Annotated in this window: 21 protein-coding genes and 3 pseudogenes; 12 read left to right on the top strand and 12 right to left on the bottom strand. The window is 70.5% G+C overall.

Features of this window, described 5'->3' with window-relative positions:
- Positions 1-12 precede the first annotated feature (12 nt).
- A complete protein-coding gene (locus OG738_RS24900) occupies positions 13-558 on the bottom strand; it encodes a DinB family protein (RefSeq protein WP_329044468.1) in 546 nt (181 codons plus the stop codon).
- A 64-nt stretch (positions 559-622) separates the two neighbouring features.
- Between OG738_RS24900 and OG738_RS24895 the strand changes: the two genes are divergently transcribed.
- Positions 623-976 carry a hypothetical protein gene (locus OG738_RS24895; protein WP_329044467.1) on the top strand — a complete coding sequence of 118 codons (354 nt, stop codon included), beginning with the start codon at positions 623-625 and terminating at the stop codon, positions 974-976.
- Between the two features lie 15 nt (positions 977-991).
- Here OG738_RS24895 and OG738_RS24890 read toward each other — a convergent pair whose 3' ends face one another.
- From OG738_RS24890 to OG738_RS24880, 3 genes are all read right to left on the bottom strand, one after another.
- On the bottom strand, positions 992-1,408 hold the full coding sequence (locus OG738_RS24890) for a VOC family protein (protein WP_329044465.1): 417 nt from the start codon (positions 1,406-1,408) through the stop codon (positions 992-994).
- 35 nt (positions 1,409-1,443) lie between these two features.
- Entirely contained in the window at positions 1,444-1,815 is a 372-nt protein-coding gene (locus OG738_RS24885) for an AraC family transcriptional regulator (protein WP_329056825.1), read from the bottom strand.
- An 80-nt stretch (positions 1,816-1,895) separates the two neighbouring features.
- On the bottom strand, positions 1,896-2,465 hold the full coding sequence (locus tag OG738_RS24880; RefSeq protein WP_329044464.1) for a TetR/AcrR family transcriptional regulator: 570 nt from the start codon (positions 2,463-2,465) through the stop codon (positions 1,896-1,898).
- A gap of 126 nt (positions 2,466-2,591) precedes the next feature.
- On the opposite strand from OG738_RS24880, the gene OG738_RS24875 reads away from it, so the two are divergent.
- The 5 genes and pseudogenes from OG738_RS24875 to OG738_RS24855 all read left to right on the top strand — a co-directional run bounded on the left by OG738_RS24875 (position 2,592) and on the right by OG738_RS24855 (position 7,994).
- Positions 2,592-3,749: an epoxide hydrolase family protein gene (locus OG738_RS24875; protein ID WP_329044463.1), complete on the top strand. Its 1,158-nt coding sequence runs from the start codon at positions 2,592-2,594 to the stop codon at positions 3,747-3,749.
- 21 nt (positions 3,750-3,770) lie between these two features.
- Complete coding sequence (locus OG738_RS24870; RefSeq protein WP_329044461.1) at positions 3,771-4,745, top strand: hypothetical protein; 975 nt, start codon at positions 3,771-3,773, stop codon at positions 4,743-4,745.
- Between the two features lie 238 nt (positions 4,746-4,983).
- Positions 4,984-5,799 carry an alpha/beta fold hydrolase gene (locus OG738_RS24865; protein WP_329044460.1) on the top strand — a complete coding sequence of 272 codons (816 nt, stop codon included), beginning with the start codon at positions 4,984-4,986 and terminating at the stop codon, positions 5,797-5,799.
- A 506-nt stretch (positions 5,800-6,305) separates the two neighbouring features.
- Positions 6,306-7,091, top strand: a pseudogene (locus OG738_RS24860) (GH25 family lysozyme); the annotation flags it as partial.
- Positions 7,092-7,112: 21 nt separating this feature from the next.
- Positions 7,113-7,994, top strand: coding sequence for an LGFP repeat-containing protein (locus OG738_RS24855; protein ID WP_329056824.1), 882 nt, complete (start codon positions 7,113-7,115; stop codon positions 7,992-7,994).
- Between the two features lie 46 nt (positions 7,995-8,040).
- Here OG738_RS24855 and OG738_RS24850 read toward each other — a convergent pair whose 3' ends face one another.
- Positions 8,041-8,481 (bottom strand): hypothetical protein, encoded by a 441-nt coding sequence (locus OG738_RS24850; RefSeq protein ID WP_329044459.1) that lies wholly within the window; start codon positions 8,479-8,481, stop codon positions 8,041-8,043.
- A gap of 203 nt (positions 8,482-8,684) precedes the next feature.
- Positions 8,685-9,158 carry a MarR family winged helix-turn-helix transcriptional regulator gene (locus tag OG738_RS24845; RefSeq protein ID WP_329044457.1) on the bottom strand — a complete coding sequence of 158 codons (474 nt, stop codon included), beginning with the start codon at positions 9,156-9,158 and terminating at the stop codon, positions 8,685-8,687.
- Positions 9,159-9,228: 70 nt separating this feature from the next.
- On the opposite strand from OG738_RS24845, the gene OG738_RS24840 reads away from it, so the two are divergent.
- On the top strand, positions 9,229-10,317 hold the full coding sequence (locus OG738_RS24840; protein WP_329044456.1) for an alpha/beta hydrolase: 1,089 nt from the start codon (positions 9,229-9,231) through the stop codon (positions 10,315-10,317).
- Positions 10,318-10,553: 236 nt separating this feature from the next.
- Here OG738_RS24840 and OG738_RS24835 read toward each other — a convergent pair whose 3' ends face one another.
- Entirely contained in the window at positions 10,554-10,856 is a 303-nt protein-coding gene (locus OG738_RS24835) for a DUF3817 domain-containing protein (protein ID WP_329044454.1), read from the bottom strand.
- Between the two features lie 199 nt (positions 10,857-11,055).
- Positions 11,056-11,991 (bottom strand): GlxA family transcriptional regulator, encoded by a 936-nt coding sequence (locus OG738_RS24830; RefSeq protein WP_329044452.1) that lies wholly within the window; start codon positions 11,989-11,991, stop codon positions 11,056-11,058.
- A 72-nt stretch (positions 11,992-12,063) separates the two neighbouring features.
- On the opposite strand from OG738_RS24830, the gene OG738_RS24825 reads away from it, so the two are divergent.
- Both OG738_RS24825 and OG738_RS24820 read left to right on the top strand, forming a co-directional pair.
- Positions 12,064-12,720, top strand: a complete 657-nt coding sequence (locus OG738_RS24825; RefSeq protein ID WP_329044450.1) for an HD domain-containing protein — start codon at positions 12,064-12,066, stop codon at positions 12,718-12,720.
- 80 nt (positions 12,721-12,800) lie between these two features.
- A complete protein-coding gene (locus OG738_RS24820) occupies positions 12,801-13,214 on the top strand; it encodes a RidA family protein (RefSeq protein ID WP_329044448.1) in 414 nt (137 codons plus the stop codon).
- A 19-nt stretch (positions 13,215-13,233) separates the two neighbouring features.
- Here OG738_RS24820 and OG738_RS24815 read toward each other — a convergent pair whose 3' ends face one another.
- On the bottom strand, positions 13,234-13,716 hold the full coding sequence (locus tag OG738_RS24815) for a heavy-metal-associated domain-containing protein (RefSeq protein ID WP_329044447.1): 483 nt from the start codon (positions 13,714-13,716) through the stop codon (positions 13,234-13,236).
- 16 nt (positions 13,717-13,732) lie between these two features.
- Here OG738_RS24815 and OG738_RS24810 point away from each other — a divergent pair.
- Positions 13,733-13,951, top strand: a pseudogene (locus OG738_RS24810) (sigma factor-like helix-turn-helix DNA-binding protein); the annotation flags it as partial.
- 7 nt (positions 13,952-13,958) lie between these two features.
- On the opposite strand, the gene OG738_RS24805 reads toward OG738_RS24810, so the two are convergent.
- Positions 13,959-14,531, bottom strand: coding sequence for a sigma-70 family RNA polymerase sigma factor (locus OG738_RS24805; RefSeq protein ID WP_329044446.1), 573 nt, complete (start codon positions 14,529-14,531; stop codon positions 13,959-13,961).
- A 62-nt stretch (positions 14,532-14,593) separates the two neighbouring features.
- Here OG738_RS24805 and OG738_RS24800 point away from each other — a divergent pair, with 62 nt between their 5' ends.
- Positions 14,594-15,331 carry a zf-HC2 domain-containing protein gene (locus OG738_RS24800; protein WP_329044445.1) on the top strand — a complete coding sequence of 246 codons (738 nt, stop codon included), beginning with the start codon at positions 14,594-14,596 and terminating at the stop codon, positions 15,329-15,331.
- A 76-nt stretch (positions 15,332-15,407) separates the two neighbouring features.
- Positions 15,408-15,845 (top strand): hypothetical protein, encoded by a 438-nt coding sequence (locus OG738_RS24795; RefSeq protein ID WP_329044443.1) that lies wholly within the window; start codon positions 15,408-15,410, stop codon positions 15,843-15,845.
- A 42-nt stretch (positions 15,846-15,887) separates the two neighbouring features.
- Here the strand turns inward: OG738_RS24795 and OG738_RS24790 are convergent, their stop codons facing one another.
- Complete coding sequence (locus OG738_RS24790; protein WP_329044441.1) at positions 15,888-16,454, bottom strand: copper resistance CopC family protein; 567 nt, start codon at positions 16,452-16,454, stop codon at positions 15,888-15,890.
- Positions 16,451-16,705, bottom strand: a pseudogene (locus OG738_RS24785) (heavy metal translocating P-type ATPase); the annotation flags it as partial. The pseudogene OG738_RS24785 and the gene OG738_RS24790, both read right to left, overlap by 4 nt.
- Positions 16,706-16,802 lie beyond the last annotated feature (97 nt).

The following is a 16,802-nucleotide window of genomic DNA, read 5'->3' as shown; positions in this document are numbered from 1 at the left end:
CGGCCGGCCCGCTCAGTTCGCTCGACTCGGTTCGGCCAGGCAACGCCGGATGTCGTCGAGGTGGTGCGTGACCTCGTGGGCGGCTTGCCGGACCAGCCACCGAGCCGTGCGGTGTTCGCCCGCGAGGCGGGTCACCGTGCGGTCGAAGTCCGGTGGGGTGAGCCGGTCGATCTCGTCGCCGAGCCCGGCGGCGCAGGCCGCGAGCTCGTCGCGCACGCCCTCGATGCCGCGGTCGTTGTAGCGAAAGCGTCGTGCGCGCAGGTCGTTGAGCATCGGCTCGAGAACGGGCCGGTCCTCGGTGCGGGCGCGGTGCACCCGGATCGTGTAGGTGACGCAGACGTCGCGCAGGTGGACGAGGTATTCCAGCGCCGACCAGCGGTCCGGCGCCGGCCGCTGCCGCAGCTCCCGCGGCGCGTGCTCGACCACGGCACCCGCCGCGCCGGGCAGTGACCCGATGATCGCGCGGGCCGACTCGATCGTGAGCGTGGCGTAGGAGATCCCGCACCCGGCGCAGGTGTGGTCCTCGCCGGCGAGCGGCGGGACAGCGGAGGCGGGCACAGCCACCATCGTCGCCGGACGAACCACCGGACGGCAACCGCGGCCCCCGGGTATCGTCTCGGCGATGACACGCGTGCTGGTCATCGGACTCGACCCCGCCAAGCTCGACGGCTGGGACCCCGCGCCGGTCCTGGCCGCGATCGCTCGCGGCCAGGACCGGTTCGACGAGCACGGCGTCGCCGCCGACTACTGCCTGGTGGCCCTCGACGAAAATCCCGCGCAGGCCGTCGCGGACGCGTTGACCGCCGACACCTATGCCTGTGTGGTGATCGGCGCCGGCATCCGCACGCACGAGCCCCTGCTCGGGCTCTTCGAACAGGTGGTCAACCTGGTCCGGCAGCACGCGCCCGACGCGGCCATCGCGTTCGACAGCACTCCCGAGGACTGCGTCGACGCGGCGTTGCGCTGGCTGCGCTGACCGGCGCCGCGCGGTTCAGGAACCCGAGAGCGGCTGGCTGAACCGGATGCTGTTGCCGAACGGGTCGCGCAGGCCGCAGTCGATCCCGTACGGGCGCTCGGTCGGCTCGTCGGTGAACTCGACGCCCTTGGCGAGCAGCGTCTCGTAGGTCTTGCGGCAGTCGTCGCTGCCGAAGAACAGCGAGCCGCCCATCGCGCCCTTCGTCAGCAGGTCCCGGACCTGGTTCGCCGTCGCCTCGTCCATCCTGGGCGGCCCGGGCTTCTCGAGCAGGATCTCGCGGTCCGGCTGACCGGGCACGTTGATCGTCAGCCACCGCATGAAGCCCAGGTCGGCGTCGGTGTTGACCTCCAGGCCGAGCTTGCCGACGTAGAAGTCGAGTGCCTCGTCCTGGTCGAGCACGAAGATCTGCGAAATGGTGATTGCGTTGAGCATGGGGGTGACGGTAGTTCAGGTGCCCACCGGGACGCTTATCCGAAACGATCGTCCCGTGGCCGCATCCACGCCATGGCGAAGCAGGTCGGCACGTCCGCCAGCGGCCCGCGCCGCCGGTAGGCCGTCGGCGGTTCGCCGACGATGTCCCGGAAGGTCCTGCTGAAGGTGCCGAGGCTGGTGAAGCCGACCTCCAGGCAGATGTCGGTGACGCTCCGGTCGCACGAGCGCAGCAGGAACATGGCCCGCTCGACCCGTCGCCGTTGCAGGTAGCGGTGCGGCGTCTCCCCGAAGGTGACCCGGAAGGTCCGGATGAAGTGCGTCGCCGAGACGTGCGCGACCCGCGCCAGTGCGGGCACGTCCAACGGCTTGGCGTAGTCCCGGTCCATGGTGTCCCGGGCCCGCAGCATCCGCCGGTTGCTCTCCTCCACGGCACGGCTCACCCCCGGATCACACCACAGGACGGGTGCCGGACCGACCGGGGCCGTCGTCAGGGCCGGTCGCCCACGAGAGCGATTGCGCGTGGCTCGGGCACGCCCAGCATCAGCAGGCTCGTGATCGTCGCGGCCCGCGCGCCGACGGTCCCGTTCGACAGGTCGCTGTCCGCGATGGCGAACACGACGCCGTAGGCGACCTGGCTCAGCATGTCCGACGGCAGGTGCTGGGCGAACACGTCGCTGTCCTGGCCCCGTTTCACGAGGTCGGCGAGGAGCTCGTCGAGTGGCCCGAGCAGGCCGTGGATCGCCTCGCCGTACTCGCCACGGCGCAGCGCCAACAGCACCCGGTACCGGTGCGCCACCGGCCAGACCCGGGCGATGAAGTCGACCCACGCCGTGTCCGCTTCCGCGTCGGAGGCGGTGACGTCGGTGAGCACGGATGTCATCTCGGTGACGGCCCGTTCAGTCAGTGTCCGAACCAGGTCGAGGCGCGAGGGGAAATGGCCGTAGACCGTGCGACGGACGACGCCGGCAGCGGAGGCGATGTCGCCCATCCCGGCGTCGGGGTCTTCGCCCAGCACATCGAGGGCGACGTCGAGGATGCGCTCGCGTGTCTCGTTCATCGAGCGCGCACGGGAGGACTCGGTGGGCACGACACAGTGTTGCACACCTGTGTGCAACGACGTAGGCTGCACACCAGTGTGCAATGAAGTGTTGTGCCGTGCTTCGAAGCCCGAGAGAAGAAATCCATGACCACACCGCCGACCTCGGCCCTCGTCCGCCCGTTCACCGTCTCGATCCCGGATTCGGAGATCGACGACCTGAAGCAGCGACTGGCCAGAACTCGATGGCCGGATCCGGAAACGGTGGGCGACTGGTCGCAAGGGGTTCGCGTGGAGAACGCCAGATCTCTGGTCGGCTACTGGGAGCGCGGCTACGACTGGCGGCGCTTCGAGTCCGAGCTCAATCGCTTCCCCCAGTTCCTGACGGAGATCGATGGGCTGGACATCCACTTCATCCACGTCAGGTCCCAGCATCCCCACGCGATGCCGCTGATCCTCACGCACGGATGGCCGGGCTCGATCGTCGAGTTCATGAAGCTGATCGGCCCGTTGACCGATCCGGTGTCGTTCGGAGGAGACGCCGCCGATGCGTTCGACGTCGTCGTCCCGTCGCTCCCCGGGTTCGGGTTCTCCCAGAAGCCCACGGAGACCGGGTGGACTGTCTCGCGCATCGCAAGCGCGTGGGCGGAGCTGATGAAGCGTCTCGGCTACTCGAGATGGGCCGCGCAAGGCGGCGATTGGGGTGCCGTCGTCACCACTACCCTCGGGGCCATGCAGCCTGAGGGGCTTCTCGGAATTCACCTGAACACCCAGTACGCCTTTCCCGCACAGATGCCCGACACGTTGTCGCCCGAACAGCGCCACGCCGTGGAGACGCTCGCCCACTACACCGGCGATCTCGGGGGGTCGAACCACCTTCAGGGCACGAAGCCGGAGACGGTCGGATTCGCCCTGGCGGACTCTCCCGCTGGTCAGGCGGCTTGGATCTACGAGAAGTTCCAGTCCAAGACGGACAACCACGGACTCGCCGAGGATGCCCTCAGCAGGGACGACATGCTCGACGCGATATCCCTCTACTGGTTCACCAACAGCGCGGCGTCGTCCGGCCGCATCTACTGGGAGAACAGATCGGCCACTTTCGCCGGCCCGAAGCTGACGCTTCCCGTTGCGGTGACCGTCTTCCCGAGGGACATCCCCCGCCTGCCGCGAAGCTGGATCGAAGACACCTACCGCCATCTGATCCACTACGGCGAGGCCGACAAGGGCGGCCACTTCGCGGCTTGGGAACAGCCCGAAATCCTGGTCGGCGAAATCCGCACCGGCCTGCGCACCCTTCGTTCCTGACGCCGAAGGAGGAGAGAAATCATGGCCATGACCCCGCTTCCCGATGTCACCGTGACCCCGGTCGCCCAGTTCCCGAAGGGCCACTTCCTGGAGAACCTCGCCGTCCGCGCCGACGGCTCGGTGCTGGTCACCGCGGTGCTGCAGAAGGAACTGTGGTACGTGCCCGCGAATCCGGCCGGGGAACCGGTCGAACCGGTGCTGGTGCACACCTTCGACCACCTCGTCACCGGCATCGCCGAGGTCGAGCCCGAAGTGTTCGTCCTGTGCCTGACCGAGGGCTACACCACCCACGAGTCCCACCTCGTGCGCCTGGACCTCACCGGCTGGCAGCCGGGCGACCGGCTGATCCCGCAGACGATCCTGACCTTCGACGACCGGGTCCGCGCACTCAACGGCTCCTGCCTGCTCGGCCCCGGCGTGCTGGCCGTCGCCGACTGCTTCGCCGGCCTGATCTGGCGCGTCGACCTCGCCGGACCCACCGCACGGGTCTGGCTGGCCCACGACACCATGGGCGACGACCCGGACAGCGAGGTCGCGCCCCCGCCCCAGCCCGGCGTCAACGGCGTGCGCTACAGCCGGCGCACCGGCTACCTCTACTACACTTCCACCGCCCAGCAGGTCTTCATGCGCGTCCCGGTCGACCCGGCCACCCTCGATCCGGCCGGCCCGCCGGAGTTCGTCGCCGCCCTGTCCGACGGCGACGACTTCTGCGTGGACGACGAAGCCGGCTTCGCCTACGTGACACGGCATCGCGCCAACACCCTCGACCGGGTCCCGCTGGTTCCCCGGCACGGCAGCGAAGTGCGCCACCTCATCGGCGACCCGCTCGACCCCGTCCTCGTGGGACCCTCCAGCGCCGCCTGGGGCCGGGCCCCCGCCGACCGCGGCCGGGTGCTCTACGTGACCACCGACGGCGGAACCACCGCCCCACCCGACGGGGTCGTCCGCCACGCCGCCCTGCTGCGCGTCGAACTCACCGAGAAGAAGGCAACCTGAATCGGCACAGCGCCGCCGGCGCGGTATCCCGCCGCTGCTACTCCTCCGGCGGCTTCCGCGGTTCCGTTTCCGGCGGCCCCGAGCCGTTCCCCCATGCCGGCCGGGTGTCCGGCAGCGCGACCATCGTCGTGCGGTCGATCCGGCACCGGCCCCTCAGTCGTGGACACGCTCGAATCCTATCGATAGCCTGACAGTCAGCAGTACTGATAATCAGGCAGACGACATGATGAGGAGACACATGGTCACGGTGGTCTCGGCCGACGGAACCGACATCCCGGTCCGCGAAGAAGGAAGCGGACCGGCCATCCTGATGGTCCACCCCGGTTTGGACGACGGATCGCGGAGCAAGAAGCTCGCCGCGATCCTCGCCCAGCGTTTTCGCGTGCTTCGGCTGCACCGTCGCCAATACCGGCTGGACCTCAAGTCCAAGGGTGTGCCTTGCTCGGTCGGCCAAGAGGCCGAGGACGTGCTCGCGGTGGCCCGAGCCGTCGACGGGCCGGTGCTGCTCTACGGCCACTCGTCCGGGGCCGTGGTCTCACTCGAGGCCCTCGCGGCCGCGCCGCCGTCCTCGTTCGCCGGCGCCGTGATCTTCGAGCCCCCGGCCATGATCGAGCCGCCGCCGGTCGGCGAGGGCGGCGAGGTCCTCACTCGAGCGCGAGCCGCGATCGCCGCGGGCCACCCCGCCAAGGCGATGAGGATCTTCACCCGGCGGGGTGTCGGACTGCCCTGGTGGCAAGCCACGCTGATGGGCACGGTCGCCGGCACGGTCCCCCACCTCCGCAAGTACGTGCCGTGCCAGATCGACGACCTCGAAGCGATCCAGCAACTCGGGGTACGCCTGGACACCTATGCCCGGATCACCGTGCCGACCGTGCTGCTCGGCGGCGACCGCAGCCCCGACAACCTCGCCGAGCGGCTCGATGTCCTCAAGCGCGTCCTGCCACACAGTGAACGGGTGGTCATGCCCAAGCGGGACCACAGCGCCGACCTGAGAGCTCCCGCCGACGTCGCCCGCGTCGTCGAGACACTCGCCGACAAGGTGCTGCCCCGGTAACGCCGCCACCGGTCACCTCGGCACGTCGAAGTGGCCTGGTCGGTGCCGGGCCGCTCGCGGTCGAGCACGTCGCCGCCGTCCGCACGGTCCGGCCGATCGACACCGTCGGCGCGCCACCCCGCCCCGACCACGGGCCCCACCGGACGCGAGCAGATCACCCTGTTCAACTCGGTCGGCATCGCCCTGCAAGACCTCGCCTTCGCCGCGCTCGCCCTCCAAGCCACATCGGACCGGACCCAGTACCGACCGGCTCTCACCCCAACAGGATCACACTGCCGATGACGGTCACATCCCCGCCGAGTCCTCTCGAGGCGCATCCGACACGACCCGCACCCCTCGGCCGCCCTCGGAGTGGGCACTGTCCGCAGTGGCCGGTCCACGCTTCGTCGACGGAAGGTGACAGCCACCGGAATTCCCTGTGACCAGGGTGATTTCGTGTCCGTGTCGGTAACGCTTCCACGCTCCCGTCGATAGCGGGATGAACAGATACCAGGTGGAGGTTCGTGATGGGTTGGGTTCGTGGTGCGGTGACCGTGGGTGCGGTCACCGTCTTGGTCACGGGGGTGCTGGCCGGGACACCAGCCATCGCATCGGGCGCTTCGGCAGCCCCGAGTGCTTCGCGGGGTACCGCGAGCGTGCCGGTCCATCCGGATTCCGACTACCTGGGCTCCACAGTCGGCGCGCACACAACGGCGACACCGAAAGCCGCGGCGCGGGCGGCCGCGGCCTCGGGGGTGACGACGCCGGGCATGGACGTGTCCCACTTCCAGGGCACAGTGGACTGGAGCGCGGCAGCCGGCCAGGGCGCGAAGTTCGCGTACATGAAGGCCACCGAGAGCACGACCTATGTGGACCCGCAGTTCACCGCGGACTTTGCCGGTTCCGCGGATGCCGGGCTGCTGCGCGGGGCGTACCACTTCGGGCTGCCGGACACCTCCTCGGGCGCGGCGCAGGCACAGTTCTTCCTCGCCCACGGCGGCGGCTGGGTCGCGGACGGCAAGACGCTGCCACCGGTGCTGGACATCGAATACAACCCCTACAGCACCGCGGACTGGGCCGGCTGGTGCTACAACATGACCCCGGCGCAGATCTCGGCGTGGATCTCCGACTTCGTCACCACGGTCCACGACCGCACGAACCGGTGGCCGGTCATCTACACCACCAACGGCTGGTGGACCAACTGCACCGCGAACAACCCGAACTTCACCAACGATCCACTGTGGATCACGTCCACGGTCACGATGCCGGCGAGCTGGACGGACTACACGTTCGACCAGACCGCGTCGTCCGGCACGTTCCCGGGTGACCAGGACGTGTTCAACGGCAGCGGCACCGACCTGCAGGCCTTCGCCACCGGCACCGGGCCCGACAAGATCGCCCAGCACTACACCGACCTCGGCGGCGCGTCGTCCTACCTGGGCAACTCCTCCGGCGGCGAATACCCGGCCGCCGGCGGCTGGGCGCAGAACTACGAGCACGGCATCGTCGGCTACTTCCCGACCACCGGCGCGTACGCGGTGCACGGCGCGATCTGGCAGCACTACCAGCAGCTCGGCGGCCCCGGCGGCGTACTCGGCTTGCCGACCACGGACGAAACCGCGACCTCCGACGGCGTCGGCCGCTACAACGACTTCACCGGCGCGCAAGGCGCCTCGATCTACTGGACACAGGCCACCGGCGCCCAGTCCATCCACGGCGCGATCCGGCAGAAATGGGCCGCACTGGGCCGGGAGACGGGACTGGGCTACCCCACCACCGACGAGTCCGGCACCCCCGACGGCGTCGGCCGGTACAACCACTTCAACGGCGCCCAAGGCGCCTCCATCTACTGGACCTCCGCCACCGGCGCCCAATCCATCCACGGCCTGATCCGGCAGAAATGGGCCGCACTCGGCTGGGAGACCGGACTGGGCTACCCCACCACGGACGAGGACGGCACCCCGGACGGCGTCGGCCGCTTCAACCACTTCAACGGCGCGCAAGGCGCTTCCATCTACTGGACACAGGCCACCGGCGCCCAGTCCATCCACGGCGCGATCCGGCAGAGGTGGGCGTCGCTGGGCTGGGAGAAGAGCGCCCTGGGCTACCCGGCCAGCGACGAGTTCGGCGTCACCGGCGGCCGCCGCAACAACTTCCAGCACGGAACCATCACCTGGATCAGCGCCAACTCGACCACCCAGGTCGCGTACAACTGACCGGGGCGAGGGCCCGGTCGCGAGGTGCGCGACCGGGCCCGTCCGGTTACCGGCTGCGTACCGCCGGGGCAGGCAAGACCCGGGGCAGGAGCTGCGTAAGCGCGACCCCGCGCCTGCGCAAGCGCGGCGGGAGCGGGGGAACCGTCAGGGCCAGGACTTCGGACCACCCCTGGACGTGCAGCTGGAACTTCAGCAGGAACCCGGACTTCGGCTCCGTGATGGCGGCGTAGGCCCGCGGCACGCTCAGCAGGTGCTTGCCCGGCGTGCCGGCGTGCGAGCGGAAGAAGAGGATCTGCTGGTCGGTCAGCACCACGTAGGCCTCGGCCTGCGTCGAGAAGGCCAGCACCGTACCGCCGCTGAGCACGCCGACCGCAAGGCCGTACGCGATCGACTTCCCGACCGCCTTCTTCACCGAGCCGACCTTCGCCAAGGCGACAAGCTCGACGCGCTCCTCGGGCCGCATCAGCGCGGCAGCATTCTTGACCAAGCGTCGTTCCTGACGAGCACCCACGTCGGTTCTCCCCTTCCCGCAAACCCGTGCGTCCGCACGCGACGCGTCAACGTAGACGACGCCCGATCGCGGAGTTTTCCCACCCTGGCCCCACAACCGGCTCCATCCCCGACAATCCGGACAAGAATCGGCAGGGTCGCATCCTCACTACAGCCAACAGTTGCGAAGTCGATACCGAGTCAGTCGGCCGGGGCGCGCAGAGCACGGCCGAGAGCCTCGACGAAGCACCGGTGGAGATCGGGCGGAACCCGGGCCAGGAGTTCGGCCTCGGCTTCGGCGAGGATGCCCTGCCCGTGCTCGCGGAGGCGGTGCCCTTCGGCGGTCACGTGCAGGGTGGCGGTTCTGCCGCGGCCAGGATCCGAGGACCGTTTCACCGCTCCCAAGTCCTCGAGGTTCCGCAGCGTCGCCATCATGCTCTGCGGGGTGACGTGGGCGCGGCGCGCGAGCTCGCTGTAGGAGATCCCCGGTTCGCGGTACAGGTGACCGAGGGCCGACAGATGCCGCCGTGAGATGCGGTGCGCACGCAGCGCGCGGTCGACCCGATCGCGGATCCGCTGTCCCAGCGCCATGACCAGGAACGCGGCGTTGGGCGGGGGAACGGGCTCCGGGTGCGGGGCCGCCCCGGGCGCGGGTTTGCTCGTGTCGTCGCTCATTCCACCATCTCTGTGAGATCCTTTCCGGCGTGAGTTACAGTCACACTGTAACTCAGTCGAGGAGGTGGACGTGCCCCATCAAGAGCGTGTCCCGGCATCGGTTCGTGCCCAGGAGATCGTGGTGGCCCTGCTGGCGCGCGCGCCTACGCGGCTGAGGAAGGCGATGGCCGGACCGGACATCGTCGTCGAGGGACAGGAACTGGCGGTGGATGCCCGCCTGCTGATCCGTTCCCAGCGCGGCGAATCCGTCCTCGTGGTCGACGACTCGCCCACGGCGTCCCGGGCGACGCTGGACCGCAACGCGCCGGTCCTCCGCGCGGGGCGTCGACCGAACTCCCGCGTGCGGACGCGTGAACTGACCGTCGCGGGCGGCCTCGCGGCGACGCTGTACGAGCCGGCCACGAGCGCGGCTCCTTCGGGTCTGCTGGTCTTCTTCCACGGCGGTGGCTGGGTGATCGGGAGCCGCTCGGGGTACGACCACGTCACCCGGTACGTCGCCGAGCGCTCCGGGCACCGGGTGCTGTCGGTGGACTACCGGCTCGCGCCGGAAGACCCGTTCCCGGCGGGGGTGCAGGACGCTCTCGCCGCGTTCGACGACGCGGTCGCCCGAGCCGGCGAACTCGATGTGGATCCGGAGCGGATCGTGCTCGGCGGGGACAGCGCCGGCGCGACGCTCGCGGCGGTGGCGGCGCGCCAGGCCGCCGAGCGGGACGGCGGCCCGTTGCCGGCCGGCCGGTGGCTGCTGTACCCCGCCACAGACCTCGCCGGACGCCATCCGTCGCGCACCACGTTCGGCCGGGGATTTTTGCTCACCGACGCCGACATCGGGTGGTTCCAGGACCGCTACCTGCCCGCCGGGATCGACCGCACCGATCCGCGGGTGTCGGTGCTCTACGGGGAAATCGATCCCCGGACGGCGCCCGTTCACCTGGTCACCGCCGGATTCGACCCCCTGCGTGACGAGGGTGAGGCCTACGCCGCCCGGCTCCGGTCCGCCGGGATCGGCGTCACCGCCGTGCGCGAACCCGATCTGCCCCACGGGTTCCTGCCCTTCCTCCACCTCGGGCCCCGGTTCGAGCAAGCGGTCGCGGCCGGCGTCGACGCGCTGAGCCGGATGCTCGCCCAGCCCCGGTCCGCCACGCACGGCGTCACCGACTGACGAGCGAAGGAGCGACACCGTGCCCGTTCAGGTCGTGTTGTACGACGGCTTCGACCCGCTCGACGTCCTCGGGCCGTAGGCGGGCGACCCCGGCGGCGAGGCCGTCACCGACGCTGTCGCCCATGATCGCGATGTGGTTGGGGCTGATGCCGAAGCCGGGGGCAAGGGCCGAACACTTCCCGCCGGGTCCGCAAGTCGCCGGGGCACGGCCGCGATTTCGGCGTCCAGGGGAACCATCATCGATGGCGTTCCTGTGTCGCGGTATCAGGCGCCGAGGTGTCCGATGTCCGGCGGCGTGAAAGCTGCCGCAGGGCGAGCATTCCGCCGATGCCGGGGACCAGGGCTGTTGCCGTGATCACCCGGGTCGTGTCCGGGTGGCGTGCGGTGGCGATGAACACGAACAGGTAGGCGCAACCGTGGGTGGGCCCCAGCAACGAGGACACCGCGGGCCAGTGCGCGGTGGCCAGGTTCACCAGCAGGACGATGAGCGAGACCAGTTCGACGGTGGCCGCAATCCGCAGCGGCGACCAGGCTGTCACGCGGGGTGAACCAGTCAGCATGGGTAAATCAGTCCTCCTGTGGTCGATTCGGCACCACGCTACCCAGCACGTCCCGCAGCCGGAATCGGCGCGATTGCCATCTTTCCCCCGGTTTTGGCCAACCCCGGGTTCACCGATTCGGCAGGAAGCGCTTTCCGAATGCCCGGGAAAGGGGATGGCCGGACCCGGTAACGCCGGTTCAGCGGGTGAACGTCCGCCGGTAGGCCGTGGGCGTGGTGCCCAGCGTCCGGCGGAAGTGCAGCCGGAGGTTGGCGGCGGTGCCCAACCCGCAGTCCCTGGCCACCCGGTCCACCGAGTGGCCGGTGGTCTCCAGCAGCTCCCTGGCGAGGCCGAGCCGGGCGTTGACCAGCCACTGCAACGGCGTCGTGCCCGTCTCCTCGGCGAACCGGCGCATGAACGAACGCTGGGACATCCTCGCGTGCCGGGCGAGCACGGCCAGCGTGAGCGGCTGGTCCAGCCGCTCCAGGACCCAGGCCCGGGTCGCGGCCAGGGACGCGTCGCCGGCCACCGCGACCGGCGCCGGCACGAACTGCGCCTGGCCACCGTCGCGATGCGGTGCGGCAACCAGTCCGCGGGCGATCCGGTTGGCCACCACGGCGCCGAGGTCACGGCGCACGATGTGCAGGCACAGGTCGATCCCGCAGCACACCCCGGCCGAGGTGAGCACGTCCCCCTCGTCGACGTAGAGCACGTCGCGGTCCACCCGCACCGCGGGGAACGTCCGTTCCAGGTCCTCGATGTGCTGCCAGTGCGTGGTCGCGTGCAGGCCGTCCAGCACCCCGGCTGCCGCCAGCGCGAACGCGCCCGTGCAGATGGACACCACCCGGCAGCCCCGGTCGCGGGCCTCGGCCAGCGCGTCGAGCACGGGTTCCGGCGGCGGCACGAGAGGCGGCTCGAATCCGGGCACGATCACGGTGTCGGCGGCCCGCACCTGCTCCAGGCCGCCGCGGACGAGCAGATCGAAGCCCACGGTCGTGGTGACCTGAGGCGTCAGCGAGCACACCGTCAGGTCGTAGGAAGTCTCGGCACGCGTGGCGAAGACCTGCGTCGGGATCGCCAGATCGAGCGGGCTCACCCCGGCCAGGACCAGCACCGCGACTCTGTGCACAGCCATGGCAGGATTCTAACGAAACGCGGCAATCCTGCCACTCGCCGGCTCAGACCGGTTGCCGCCACTGTGGACCGCATGACACGCCGTCCCCGCACCGGTCCGATCGCGCTGCCGGACACACCCTTGGCCCGTGCGGCCGTGGACCTCGCCCGGAACGCGGAACCGCCGTCCCTGTTCAACCACAGCGTCCGCAGCTACCTGTTCGCCCGCCTGACCGCCCGCCGCCTCGGTTGCCAGGACTACGACGACCAGCTGCTGTTCGCCGCCTGCGCACTCCACGACCTCGGCCTGGCCGCCGACGGCCCGCACCGGCAGCGGTTCGAGGTCGAAGGCGCCGACCGCACCGCGGAATTCCTCACCGCACAAGGATTGCCCGCGGCCGACGTCGACGCCGTGTGGCAGGCGATCGCCCTGCACACGTCGGCGGGCATCGCCGAACGCCGCGGCACGCTGTGCGTGCTCGTTCGCCAAGGCATCGGCCTCGACTTCGGCGGCGTCCTCGGCGCCGGCCGGCCCGACACGGTCACCGACGAGCAGGCGCAAGCCATCCACGCCGCCTACCCCCGCCTGACCATGGTCCGCTCGCTCGTCGACGCCATCGTCACCCAGGCCGCGGCCGACCCGGCCAACGCACCCCGCTACTCGGTGCCCGGCGAACTGCTCCGCCAACGCCGCGCGGCCGGCGAGACCCGCATGGAACAGGCCGCCCGCACCTGCCGGTGGGGCGACTGACCGGCGGTATACAGCGCAATTGAGTGCCTGCTCGTCACGGCCAGGCGCACCGGAAAACTCCGAGAAAGGCTCCACCCGCGATGACGAACTACTCTGTCGAGATCCCTTCGGACTCCGCGGTTTTCGGGCAGACGACCGGGGGCTTCGCACGCTTCGGCTACTCCCCCGCCGTCCGCGCACACGACCACCTCTTCATCGCCGGACAGATCGGCAGCCGCCCCGACGGAACGGTCCCCGACACGATCGAAGAACAAACCGAGCGAGCGCTCCGGCGCATCGAGGAGATCCTCCGGCTCGAGAAGCTCGACCTCACCAGCCTGGTGGAGGTCACCAGTTACCACGTCGACATCCACCAGCACCTCCCCGGCTTCCTGGACGTGAAGAAGCGCTTCGTCGAAGCCCCTTACCCGGCCTGGTCGATGATCGGCATCAGCGGCCTCGCCCGGCCGGAATTCCTCATCGAAATCAAGGCCACCGCCACCTACCCCCGCTGAAGCGGCGGCATCGCCCAAATCACGCCGCATGGGTGGTGGCACGATGCCGACCTGAGTCTGGCCGAACTCCCTTTGCCGAACCGCCAACCGACTGCTGCTGCGGATGACCGAGAGGCACAGCCGGCCACGGTGGCCGCGCCCGGCACGGCGGTCTCGAGTGGCGCATGCCGATGACCCCGGCGCCACCGAAGAACAACGCGTAGAGCGACCACAGGTAAGCGGCGGCCACGCACCCCACCCCACCACCGGCGTCGCCAGGACGAGCGAAACCCATTGCCAGGCCGGGAACTGCAGGACCGGCACCATCGCCAGCAGGATCACCGGAGCGCCGAACAACGCCGACAGCTGCAGGCGACGGCGAAGTGCGTCGGCCGGCGGCAGGGAAGCGCTTTCTTCGGGCTCGGGCGGTACCGAGGTCCACCTCGACCGCACGAACGCCGGGCAGCTCGCCGAGCTCCTCGCGGACCGAACTGGCGCAGTGCCCGCAGGTCGTCCTGGTCATCGGGTAGGTCGTCTGGGTCGACGAGCAGGTCGTCCTCGACCAGCTCGTCCAGGCCCTCGACGCCGACCGCCGCGCGGCGTTCGTCCTCACCCAGATCCTTGGACTGTCCTATTCGGACGCCGCGCAGGTGAGCGGCTGCCCCGTCGGCACGATCCGCTCCCGTGTCGCCAGAGCGAGGGAAGACCTGCTGGCCGCGATGGCCGGGACCCGGCCGGGGTATCCGGCGGTCGGCTGACCCAGCGTCACATGACGTTGCCACGCTCGTCGCGCGCGGCCAGCAGGTCTTCGCGGGCGCGGGCCACGCGGGAGCGCACCGTCCCGATCGGACAGCCGCAGATCTCCGCGACCTCGGCGTAGGTGTACCCGAGCAACTGGGTCAGCACGAGTGCCTCGCGGCGCTCGTCGTCCAGGTCCCGCAGCAGCAGGCCGACTTCGACGACCTCTTCGAATCCCGAGACGGCCGCGCGGCTGCGGGCGGACTGCTCCTCGGTGGCCGCCGTCCAGTCCTGCCCGGAGAGCTGCGGGCGGGCCGAGCGCGCCCGGAAGTGGTCGACGACCGCGCGCCGGGCGATCGAGAGCAGCCAGGTCCGCGACGACGACCGCCCGGCGAACCGCATGAGCGAGATCACCGCGCGGGCGTATGTTTCCTGCGTCAGGTCGTCGGCGACGACCGAGTCGGTCAAATGGGCCACGAACCGCCAGACGTCGGCCTGCGTCGACCGCACCCAGTCCTCGTAGGCGCGCTGGTCACCGCGCGCCGCGGCGAGGGCGAGCGCGGTGATCCGTTCGTCGTCACGATCCCGGCTGGAGTTCACGAGGCGACACCGTAGCCCACACCGGCGGGAACTCGGAGGGGTCTGCGCGCGACTATGTGGAGGTGAACTGCTCCGACTTCCGTGAAGCGCTCTCGGCCCGGATCGACGGTGAGGCGGGGTCGCTGCCGGACCCGGTGGTCGACCGCCACCTCGCGGGCTGTCCGCAGTGCCGGGCCTGGCAGGACGACGCCGTCCGGCTGCGGCGGCTGCTCCTGGTCCGCGAGGCACCGCGGGTGCCGGACCTGACCGAACGCATCCTCACCGAGGTGCCGGCCCCGCCGGCCCAGCGCTGGGGCCTGCGGATCGCCCTGGCCCTCGTCGCGCTGGTCCAGAGCGGCCTCGGGCTCGCCGAGCTGCTCGGCGCGGACGTCGGGCACGCCGAGCACGGCGGGATGATGGCGATGGCCGTGCATCTCGGCAACGAGAGCGCGGCCTGGAACCTCGCGGTCGGCTTCGGCCTGCTCTGGGCGGCGCTGCGCCCGGCGACGGCGTCGGGGCTGCTGCCCGCGCTGGCCGGGTTCGTCGCCGTCCTCGGCCTCATCTCGGGCATCGACCTCTTCGACGGCCAGGTCACCGTGTCCCGGGTGCTGTCGCACGGCCTGCTCGTGGCCGGGGTCGGGCTCCTCTACGGCGTCCGCCGCCAGCACCGCCGCACATCGACGCCGGGCCCGAGTACGCGCGTCGAGCCCGAGGCGCACGACGAGGTCAGGCTCGGCTGGGAGCCCGGGGCCGCGGACGGTGGCCGGGGTCCGCGCCGCCGGTTCCCGCACCTGCCGGCCGGCCGTCGTCGCGCGGCTTGATGATCGCGGAGAACCGACCCGGCTCGCCTGACGACCACCGAGAGGCGGTGACGATGGGAAAGCAGCGGGTTTCCAGTTGCTGGACGTATTCGGCCCGGTCTACCTGCTGAGCGTGGTCCCGGACCGATTCGACGTCCGGTTCGTCGGCCCGGGTCGGGCACCGGTGGCGAGTTCGCAGGGGATCAGCGTGTCGGTGACCGACACCCGGGACGACGCCCCCGAGCCCGGCATCATCCTGGAAGAAGTCCGGCGCGGCGGTGCCGACGATCCGATCGGCGACACCGAGGCGTTCCAGGATCGCCGCCGCGCCACCGTCCATCGTCACGACGCGCTTCGGAGGCGAGGCGAGCGCCCGTCTTCATGGAACTGCTCGGCGACGAGGGTGCGGCGGCGGGCTGGGCCGGGTCGGCCGCCCCGCACACCGACAGTCCGAAAAGGACCGTCACGGCCGCTGTCCACCGCCGTGTTCTCACCGGAATCCTCTTCGGCGTCGCCGACGCTCCACCAGCAGTAGTCGCACGACGGCGTGAGTTGGTTCCCGGACATCCGCGCGGACCTACTGCCGGGACCGCCGCAGCCGCAGCCCGACCACCACCGCGGCCACGACGACCACGACCGCGATCAGGATCCACACCCACGCCGGGACACCCCCGCTGGTGTCGCTCGACGCGGCCGGGGTCGGCGACGCCGTCGTGACCGGCGCCGCCGAGGACGACGTCGGTGCGGCGGAGCTGGACGTGGTGGGCGGCGAAGCGGGCGCGGTGAGGGTGAAGTGCACCGCGCCGGTCACCTTGTCACCGTCGTCCGAGACGACCTTGTACGTCAGCGTGTACGCCCCCGCCGGGCCGCTGGGGACCACCGCGGCCGTGATCGTCGCATCGGTCACCGTCGGCGTCGAGACCGTCCACTTCGCACCGTCCGGACCGGTCACCGAAATCGGGTCCGGCTGCAGCGTCACGGCCTCCTCGAACGTCAGGTCGACCTTCTTGGGCGCGGCCGCGAGACTCGCGCCCTCGGCCGGTGAGCTGGACTTCAGCGCGGCATGGGCGGACGCGGGCCCGGCGAAGGCCAGCAACCCGGCCAACGCGAGCAAGGCAGCGGCGAAAAGCCTGGCGATCTTCATGCGGTTTCCTCGATTTCGTGACGGATGGGGACTTCCCCGGTGCCGGCGAAGTTTCGCAGGCGGAGGCTGTTGGACACGACCAGCACGGGCGACAGCGACATGGCGGCGCCGGCGATGAGCGGGTTGAGCAGGCCGAGTGCGGCGATCGGGATGGCGGCGAGGTTGTAACCGAACGCCCAGGCGAGGTTGCCGCGGATCGTGCCCAGGGTGCGGTGCGCCAGGCGCAGCGCGTCCGGCGACACCAGAGTGTCCATACTGGACGAACCGTGCCGCAGGTTCCACCACACCGCCCGGTGGAACGGTGCCGCGGCCCGGAAGACCACCGGGGTGGCCAGCGCGCCGTCGAGC

The sequence above is a fragment of the Amycolatopsis sp. NBC_01488 genome (genome assembly GCF_036227105.1).
Taxonomy (GTDB): Bacteria; Actinomycetota; Actinomycetes; order Mycobacteriales; family Pseudonocardiaceae; genus Amycolatopsis.
Note: the sequence above shows the minus strand (reverse complement) of the source record. Positions and strands in the feature narration are given on the sequence as shown.